Raw genomic sequence first — 6,412 nt, 5'->3', positions numbered from 1 at the left:
GTAAGGTTCTTCGCGTAGCATCGAATTAAACCACACGCTCCGCTGCTTGTGCGGGAACCCGTCAATTCCTTTGAGTTTTAGCCTTGCGGCCGTAATCCCCAGGCGGCGAACTTATCGCGTTAGCTTCGGCACCGACAGTTTTTACACCACCGACACCAAGTTCGCATCGTTTACGGCATGGACTACCGGGGTTTCTAATCCCGTTCGCTACCCATGCTTTCGCGTCTCAGCGTCAGGACCGGCCCAGAAGACCGCCTTCGCCACTGGTGTTCCTCCCGATATCTACGCATTTCACTACTACACCGGGAATTCCACCTCCCTCTACCGTCCTCGAGTCTGGCAGTTTCGAACGACCTCTCCCAGTTGAGCCAGGAGCTTTCACATCCGACTTGCCAAACCGCCTACACGCGCTTTACGCCCAGTAAATCCGGATAACGCTTGCCTCCTACGTGTTACCGGACCGTGTTTCAGTTCCAGTGTGGGGGGCCACCCTCTCAGGTCCCCTACCCGTATGCCTTGGTAGGCCATTACCCTACCAACTAGCTGATGGGACGCAGGCCCCTCTCGAAGTGGATTACTCCTTTAGACGTAGATTTCTAGAAACTACGACCACATGGGGTATTAGCTCCAGTTTCCCGGAGTTATCCCCCGCTTCGAGGCAGGTCACCAACGCGTTACTCACCCGTTCGCCACTAGGAAATCCCATCCACGAGTACGAATACACGTATCAGGGCTCCTCGTTCGACTTGCATGTATTAGGCACGCCGCCAGCGTTCATCCTGAGCCAGGATCAAACTCTCCGCATAAAACTAGCATCCGAAGATGCGGGATTTACATGAGACTTACAAAAATTGACTAGGTTTTCGCTTTCTGTCACTCTTCAGTTGTCAAGGTGCATTTTTTAGAGCAGTCTTGGATTGTATCAAGGCTCTATCGAACTGTCAAGACACTTTTAGACACAAAATTAGAACCGATATCGTCTTTTTCGACATCGGCACTTTTTTCAATGCCTATTTAGTTGTTACTGATCTGCCCGTTTGGGCTAGGTCACTTGTTTTGTTCGACGGGGGATAATTATACGGATTTGAAAGCGAATGTCAAGGGCAAATTGGAGCAATTTTCAAAATTCATCAAAATTGGTGCCCAGGGTAGGCTAATCCATGTGTTGGCGGCCCGCCAGAGCGCGTAGCAACGTGCTTTGGTCGGCGTATTCGAGATCGCCGCCCATGGGCAGGCCGCGCGCCAGGCGTGTGATCTGTATATCAAAATGAGCCAATTGCCCGCGCAGATACATGGCGGTTGCATCCCCTTCCATACTGGGATTAGTCGCCAGAATAACTTCGCGAATATCTTCTTGCTCGCAACGTCCCAACAATTCGCGAATTTTCAGATCTTCAGGCCCGATCCCTTCGATGGGGGATAGCGCGCCATGCAATACATGATAGACCCCGCGAAAGCCATCGGTACGCTCAAGCGCCAAAACATCAAGCGGCTCTTCAACGATGCATAAAATCGAGCGATCGCGCGCCTCATCGGCACAAACAATACATTCAGTGCGCCCGGCTTCGGTGATGTTATAACAACGCTGACAAAACGCGGTGCCTGATTTGAGTACATCGAGCGCTTCCGCCAAATCGAGTGAAAAATTATCCGGGGCGCGCAATAAATAAAAGGTTAACCGAGAGGCCGTTTTGGGACCGATACCCGGCAAACGCGACAGTGCGTCGATCAGGTTCTGAATTGGGAGTGGGAGCGACATAATCAGCCAGGGCGTTGTCGGGTCAGAAGGGCAAACCGCTCGTCAGAGGGCCCAAGCGCTCGGCAGCCAGTTCACGAGATTTATCTAAAGCGCTGTTAACAGCGATCAGAATCAAATCCTGAATCATTTCTACATCTGCGTCTTCCAGGATGGCAGGATCCAACTTGATCGCTTGAAGTTGTTGATCGCCTGTAACAGTTGCCGAAACCACACCGCCGCCAGCCGTTGCGGAGACAGTTTCGTTGGTGAGCGATTCTTGAGCAACTGCCATTTGCTCTTGTAGTTGCTGAAGTTGCTTCATCATGCCACCGCCACCACTCATCGGGGGGCGAGGTTGTCGGGGTCGTTTTGCCATGAGTTCCTCCGGTCGTTTCTATTTTTACTGCACGTCCACAATTTTGCCGCCTAAATCACGCAAGGCGGTAGCAACCATGCCTTCCTGATCAATATCGGGAGGCAATTCGCCACCCTGCGATACTACGCACAGCACCGACATGCTTTTGCCCAGCACTTGTTGCATAACTTTTTGCAGGATATCAATATTTTCGCCAGTTTCCATTTTCGATTTTGCAAACTCGCCATTGAAGCCCAGTACCAGCGCGTTACCTTTCACGCCCAATGGATTACAAGAATTGAGCAAAGCCTGTGTTTGGGGGCTTTGTTCGCGCACTTGCTTCAAAATCGCTTCCCAATGTTGGGTGATTTCGTTGGGCAGTGCTTTTTCGACAGAGGCTGTTTTGGCGGATTTCGGCTTGGGGACAGAATCTTGCCCTGAGGGTGCGCGCCCACTCGGAGCAAGTGCGGGACTCCTTTTTGGGGTGCTCGGCCCACTCGGAGGCTGTACCACCTCCGGGGCGGGTAGCTCCAAAGATTCCACAAAAGCCATCTCTAATGGTAAAGCCGGCTGCCAGGCATTGCGTGCTTCGCCCGCAGCGCGGTTGAAGTTTTTCAATAAACGCAATAATTCTGATGCTTCAAAAGCCTGGGCATGTGCCACCATTTTCTCACGCGTCTCCGTGGATGCATCTATCTGATCGGCATTGCCCATGCGAAAAAGCAATACATTGCGCAAATAATCCACAATTTGGCGCGCAAACTGGCGCGGATCGCTGCCGGTATCGAGGGTGCGATGAATGCAATTCAACCCATCGGCAGCATCTCTGGCGTGTAAGGCGTCAAGAATTTCCAACACAGCCTGATTGGTAGCCGTACCCAAGACAGCCTGCGCAACCGGAAGGGTGATTTCCTGTGCGGTGGCGGCAAGTTGGTCGAGCAACGAAACAGCGTCACGCAAGCTGCCTGTAGCTTGCCGAGCGATGAGCGTTAGAGTGTCGCTGTCAATTTCAAGGTTTTCGTTCTCGGCAATATTTTCCAACAAGCGCACCATATCGGTCACGGGGATGCTGCGGAATTCGTGTCGCTGACAACGCGAGAGTACTGTAGCCGGAATTTTATGTACTTCGGTGGTCGCCAGAATGAAGATGGCGTGAGCAGGTGGCTCTTCAAGTGTTTTCAACAGGGCGTTAAAAGCCGCGGTTGAAAGCATGTGAACTTCGTCAATAATATAGACTTTGAAGCGGCCCTGGTTGGGTGAGAAATTAATTTTATCGCGCAGGTTACGCACATCATCCACACTGGTGTTGGACGCGGCGTCAATTTCGATCAGATCCATGAAACGACTCTGATTAACGGCCTGACAATGCGCACACTGCCCACAGGGACGCTCGGCCAGATCGTCGCTAAGGCAATTGACAGACTTTGCTAACAAACGCGCCGAGCTGGTTTTCCCGGTGCCGCGCGGTCCGGCAAAGAGATAGGCATGAGCAACGCGGTCATGGGAAACAGCATTGCGCAGCGTGGTAGTAATATGTTCCTGGCCGATAACTTGGTCCCAGGATTGGGGTCGCCATTTTCGGTAGTAGGCTTGGGTCATGGGGTTGGTCGGTTGGTCGGTTGGTCGGTTGGTCGGTTGGTCGGTTGGTAATCAAGTGTAACATGCGGGCAGAAGTTGGGTCAATTCATAGATGTGGGGATCTGCACAATTTCGCGCTGCGATGTTATGGAACTTGATAATTTGTATGTATATTTCCGGCTGCGTCGTAGAGGGTCACAATTTCACCCGATTGCCAAACAGCCTCCGCCGCGCCCCAAAAGAGTTCCAGTGGATTATCGACATCGGTGCGAGAATAAATAATAATTTGACCATTTTCATACAGGGTTGCCTGAGGAAGCGTGTAGAGATTCCCGTCTTCATCGCCGAGCTGCCAGCCTGCCAGGGATATTTTTTCTCCCCCAGCGTCGCCCAGCACAACTCGCTCTGTCGCTAAGTCGCCAACCGCCAGCACTGAGACAATTTCAACGCTCCCTTGAGCCACTTCCACTGCCGGAACAACTGTAGCGGACAACGGGGCAGCATCCGGGTCTGGAACATAGATAACCAGGCCGGTTCCGATAGCATCCGCATCTGTCAGGCCATTAAGTTCCAATAACTCTTCAACGGTGACATCATACTCCAAGGCAATATCGCCCAGTGTTTCACCGGCGCGCACCTGATGCGCCAATAGAGCCTGGGGAGGCTCTAGCGTTGGTTCGGCAGCGGTTTCTAAAGCAATCGGAGCATTTGTTGGTAAAATAACATCGGCGGCAACGCGGTCAAACTCGTTTTGGTGGGCGCGCTCCCAAAGGGTCAACACAATTAAGGTTGTTGCGATCGAAACCACAATATTAAGTAACAGGTAATAGGACAAGCGTTTCCACTGCATAAACTTGTAATTCTCCAGACGCAATCATTAATTCTTCCCTAGCGCATCGGCTGCAATTATCGCTGCAAAGCGCGTTGCACCTTTGTAAATGCGCTTGATCTGGTGATCTATACTCTCTATTGACGAAGAACAGCACTGACACTACAATCACCAAATCATAATCGAATTCCGTAATATCTACTCCTACTATTATAAAGCACGTTTGTATGCCTTACCTAATTGACGGCCACAACCTGATTCCCAAGATTGCCGGATTAAGTCTGCGTTCCATCGACGATGAAAACCAGTTGATCCAGAAACTTCAAACCTTTCAGCGCCAAAGTCGCAAAAAAGTGGAAGTTTTCTTTGATGGCGCGCTGCCGGGGGAAAGCGGCATCCGCAAAATTGGCGGGGTAAAAACCCATTTTGTTCGCCATGGAGCGACAGCAGATAGCGCCATAGTGAAGCGTCTGAAGGAATTAGGTAATGATGCCCGCAATTGGACGGTAGTCAGTTCAGATCGGCAGGTACTGGCCGCTGCCCGCAGCAGCCGGGCCAGTACACTCTCATCTCAAGCGTTTGCTCAACTTATGAGCACCACCAACGAGCGCGCCAGCCAGTCGGCTCCCGCGCAAGAAGAACAAATCGGCCCGGCTGAAGTTGAAGAATGGCTGCAACTATTCCGGGATAAGAAAAACCACACATCAAACGGATAAAAAGTCTCATTTTATTTTAATGCAATTTAGACCGAAATAGTATATATTGTTGACGTTGGTACTTGCTTCTCCTTTTACTGGTACCTTGCAAGTATCGCACCACTTTCCTTGCCCTATATGTGGGTGAGATTGGTGGTCCTCCTAAAAAGAAATCGTTGAGCGTGTCCCCCACACGTTCAACGATTTCTTTTTTTTATACATTTTTTATGCAAATATTCGTTGATATTTGTGAAATTTTACACTCTGCCTACCTCTCAAAAACATCCTGTGATATACTTCGTCAAATCTACCTAAGCTACCCAAAACCATAAAAATTACCAATATCTTTACCTGAGGATTTCCTATGCTCCTTGACTATGCCCCAATCGCCATACTCATACTATTGGCCACTGGGTTAGCCGCCCTTGTGGTTATTTTAGGCCATTTATTTGGCCCAAAACGTCATACCGATGCAAAAGCCATGCCCTATGAATCGGGAGTCACACCTTATGGGCCCGGAACACGGCGCATGTCTGTGAAATACTATTTAGTGGCTGTACTTTTCATCCTTTTTGACATCGAAATTATCTTCTTCTTGCCTTGGGCTGTGGTACTGCGCGATTTCATCGACAATAGCCTGGGGCTTTTCGCGCTCGTCGAGATGTTTGTCTTTATCCTGATCTTATTGGTAGGGTATGTGTATGCCTGGAAGAAAGGAGCCCTGGAATGGGAATAGAACAAAAACTCGGTAACATGGGAATTGTTACCACTACATTGGAAAAGGTTGTCAACTGGGGCCGGACGCGGGCCATGTGGCCGCTGCTATCGGGTTTGGCTTGCTGCGCCATCGAAATGATGGCAGCCGAGGCCAGTCACTATGATATGAGCCGCTTCGGTATGGAGTTGATGCGCGCCAGCCCCCGTCAATCAGATTTGTTGATTGTAGCGGGACGCGTATCCCGCAAAATGGCTCCGGTGATCCGCCGGCTTTACGATCAACTGCCGGACCCCAAGTGGGCGATTGCTATGGGAGATTGTGCTTCGAGCGGCGGCGTTTTCAATAACTATGCCATTGTACAGGGCGTAGATGAGATCATTCCGATTGATGTCTACATTGCTGGATGCCCCCCCCGACCAGAGGGACTGATTCACGGCATTCTCACACTCTACGAAAAAGTAGAACGAGAAAAAATCACGGATTGGAAATAAACGGATAA

The 6,412-nt window shown here is 50.6% G+C and carries 7 protein-coding genes and 1 rRNA gene; 3 read left to right on the top strand and 5 right to left on the bottom strand.

All coding sequences use genetic code 11. The features are described 5' to 3' along the window. The 5 genes from HN413_10935 to HN413_10915 form a co-directional block, all read right to left on the bottom strand. Positions 1-801: ribosomal RNA gene (locus HN413_10935) — 16S ribosomal RNA — on the bottom strand; the annotation flags it as partial. A 352-nt stretch (positions 802-1,153) separates the two neighbouring features. Continuing rightward, on the bottom strand, positions 1,154-1,759 hold the full coding sequence (recR, locus tag HN413_10930; GenBank protein ID MBT3390911.1) for a recombination protein RecR: 606 nt from the start codon (positions 1,757-1,759) through the stop codon (positions 1,154-1,156). A gap of 22 nt (positions 1,760-1,781) precedes the next feature. Continuing rightward, positions 1,782-2,081: a YbaB/EbfC family nucleoid-associated protein gene (locus HN413_10925; GenBank protein MBT3390910.1), complete on the bottom strand. Its 300-nt coding sequence runs from the start codon at positions 2,079-2,081 to the stop codon at positions 1,782-1,784. 57 nt (positions 2,082-2,138) lie between these two features. Further along, positions 2,139-3,692, bottom strand: coding sequence for a DNA polymerase III subunit gamma/tau (dnaX, locus tag HN413_10920; GenBank protein ID MBT3390909.1), 1,554 nt, complete (start codon positions 3,690-3,692; stop codon positions 2,139-2,141). 124 nt (positions 3,693-3,816) lie between these two features. Beyond that, positions 3,817-4,521: a LysM peptidoglycan-binding domain-containing protein gene (locus tag HN413_10915; protein MBT3390908.1), complete on the bottom strand. Its 705-nt coding sequence runs from the start codon at positions 4,519-4,521 to the stop codon at positions 3,817-3,819. Between the two features lie 206 nt (positions 4,522-4,727). Between HN413_10915 and HN413_10910 the strand changes: the two genes are divergently transcribed. From HN413_10910 to HN413_10900, 3 genes are all read left to right on the top strand, one after another. Next, a complete protein-coding gene (locus HN413_10910) occupies positions 4,728-5,216 on the top strand; it encodes a hypothetical protein (protein ID MBT3390907.1) in 489 nt (162 codons plus the stop codon). A 343-nt stretch (positions 5,217-5,559) separates the two neighbouring features. After that, positions 5,560-5,931, top strand: coding sequence for an NADH-quinone oxidoreductase subunit A (locus tag HN413_10905; GenBank protein ID MBT3390906.1), 372 nt, complete (start codon positions 5,560-5,562; stop codon positions 5,929-5,931). Then, positions 5,922-6,404: an NADH-quinone oxidoreductase subunit B gene (locus HN413_10900; protein ID MBT3390905.1), complete on the top strand. Its 483-nt coding sequence runs from the start codon at positions 5,922-5,924 to the stop codon at positions 6,402-6,404. Before HN413_10905 ends, HN413_10900 begins: the two co-directional genes overlap by 10 nt. Positions 6,405-6,412 lie beyond the last annotated feature (8 nt).

The sequence above is a fragment of the Chloroflexota bacterium genome, from assembly GCA_018648225.1.
Lineage (GTDB): Bacteria > Chloroflexota > Anaerolineae > Anaerolineales > UBA11858 > NIOZ-UU35.
The sequence above is the reverse complement of the archived record's forward strand: the minus strand, read 5'-3'. Positions and strand labels throughout refer to the sequence as shown.

Coding starts and splice junctions, on each gene's coding strand:
- HN413_10905 (MBT3390906.1), top strand. CDS start 5,560: ATGCTCCTTGACTATGCCCCAATCGCCATACTCATACTATTGGCCACT.
- HN413_10915 (MBT3390908.1), bottom strand. CDS start 4,521: ATGCAGTGGAAACGCTTGTCCTATTACCTGTTACTTAATATTGTGGTT.
- HN413_10925 (MBT3390910.1), bottom strand. CDS start 2,081: ATGAGTGGTGGCGGTGGCATGATGAAGCAACTTCAGCAACTACAAGAG.
- HN413_10910 (MBT3390907.1), top strand. CDS start 4,728: ATGCCTTACCTAATTGACGGCCACAACCTGATTCCCAAGATTGCCGGA.
- dnaX (MBT3390909.1), bottom strand. CDS start 3,692: ATGACCCAAGCCTACTACCGAAAATGGCGACCCCAATCCTGGGACCAA.
- recR (MBT3390911.1), bottom strand. CDS start 1,759: ATGTCGCTCCCACTCCCAATTCAGAACCTGATCGACGCACTGTCGCGT.
- HN413_10900 (MBT3390905.1), top strand. CDS start 5,922: ATGGGAATAGAACAAAAACTCGGTAACATGGGAATTGTTACCACTACA.